This window comes from Synechococcus lacustris str. Tous (genome assembly GCF_003011125.1).
Taxonomy (GTDB): domain Bacteria; phylum Cyanobacteriota; class Cyanobacteriia; order PCC-6307; family Cyanobiaceae; genus Synechococcus_D; species Synechococcus_D lacustris.
This window is the reverse complement of sequence record NZ_PXVC01000195.1, coordinates 1-1304: the sequence shown is the minus strand read 5'-3', so window position 1 is coordinate 1304 and position 1304 is coordinate 1. Positions and strand designations below refer to the sequence as shown.

Below are 1304 nucleotides of genomic sequence, written 5' to 3'. Positions count from 1 at the left end.
CCCCTTCTGTAATCCCAGGGCCGTTGAATGCCGCCAGGCACATGCCATATGCCAAGGCTTTTTAAACGTGCTTCATTTTCAAGGCGTGAATAGGTTTCACGGTCACAACCTTCTATGTATTGCCAATAAACAAAGGCAGCACCTGCTGCCACCAATGCTTGGTTGATGTTTGTGTTGCCCCTGAGGACCTCAGCCACTGTGCGCCCGTAGCGATCAGTTGCCTTAGGGCGCAACCCAACCTCAGTTCCTATTGGTAACTCTGCCTGCAATGCCTGGCGAGCATCCATGCCCAGCACCTGGCTGGTTTCTGGCGCGTCGATACAAGCCAAACGCACTGTGGTTTTGCTTGTGCCGCTGGGAGTAGAAACGCGAATGGTGTCGCCATCACCCACAGAAAGCACCCTGAATTCAGCTGCAGCAACAGGTGCTAAACAGCTAAGCGCGAAAGCAGTTGCAGCTCGCCAAAAAAACAGGTGCAAGATTTAGCCATATTTTTCTATCTTGCCGCAGCTTTGCTTGTAGCAAACTAGAAGTAGAAGGCTGCATTACTAAAGAACGTGGCGCCTTACTGTTTTGTTCACCAAAGGAAAAGCAATGGGGTTTTACGCCCTGAATAACCTTCAGTGGAACCCTTTTTCAATCGCCCTACCTCCCATGAGCTCCYCTTCCCTTTTAATTACCTGCACACCGGGGGTGCGCAGCGGTAAGGCGTGTGTAAGCGGAACGGTAGCAAGCACGTTTGTGATGTGCAGCTGAAGGGGAAAAGCGATCGGCAGATTTGGGATTTTGCATCCGAAAACGGCTACACGATCGTCAGCAAAGACGACGACTTCCGCGGACTCAGCCTGCTACTTGGTGCGCCACCAAAGGTGATCTGGCTGGTGGTAGGTAACGCAAGCACAGCAGAAATTCTGCGGATCCTGTTATCCCACACCACTGCCATCGAGGCTTTCATCAACGAACCGCTCACGTCCTTGCTCACGCTTCGCAAGCTCTAACCATGGCATTACCAGGAATCAGCAACGCCAACAAGTKTTATTCCGCCCAATACCTATGGCAATAACTCTACTAATTACTTAGAWGTACAACCTGATTRTKTTGTTTATGTTCTTTTTGAKCAGCAAGCCGTGCTTGCACTAGGTCAACCCGGGTGATGCGATAGCCAAGCCTTCTTGCCGCTAGCACTAGTTCTGGATTGCTACGGCAATGACGTAATGCCCGGGCAAGCTGGGGTTCCTTTTCAGCATCCTCTACTAAACGCTCCAGCTCAAACCAGCTCATCTGTACTAGATCGGGCTTTTAGC

Annotated in this window: 3 protein-coding genes; 1 reads left to right on the top strand and 2 read right to left on the bottom strand. The window is 51.0% G+C overall.

Translation table 11 applies throughout. The features are described 5' to 3' along the window. Nucleotides 1-479, bottom strand: a 479-nt coding sequence (locus C7K08_RS14250) for a thermonuclease family protein (RefSeq protein WP_241537286.1), incomplete at its 3' end; no start/stop codon positions are given. Nucleotides 480-746: 267 nt separating this feature from the next. On the opposite strand from C7K08_RS14250, the gene C7K08_RS14240 reads away from it, so the two are divergent. Then, complete coding sequence (locus C7K08_RS14240) at nt 747-998, top strand: DUF5615 family PIN-like protein (protein WP_241537285.1); 252 nt, start codon at nt 747-749, stop codon at nt 996-998. Between the two features lie 70 nt (nt 999-1068). Here C7K08_RS14240 and C7K08_RS14235 read toward each other — a convergent pair whose 3' ends face one another. Continuing rightward, nucleotides 1069-1281, bottom strand: coding sequence for a Nif11-like leader peptide family natural product precursor (locus tag C7K08_RS14235; RefSeq protein ID WP_106501150.1), 213 nt, complete (start codon nt 1279-1281; stop codon nt 1069-1071). Nucleotides 1282-1304: the final 23 nt, after the last annotated feature.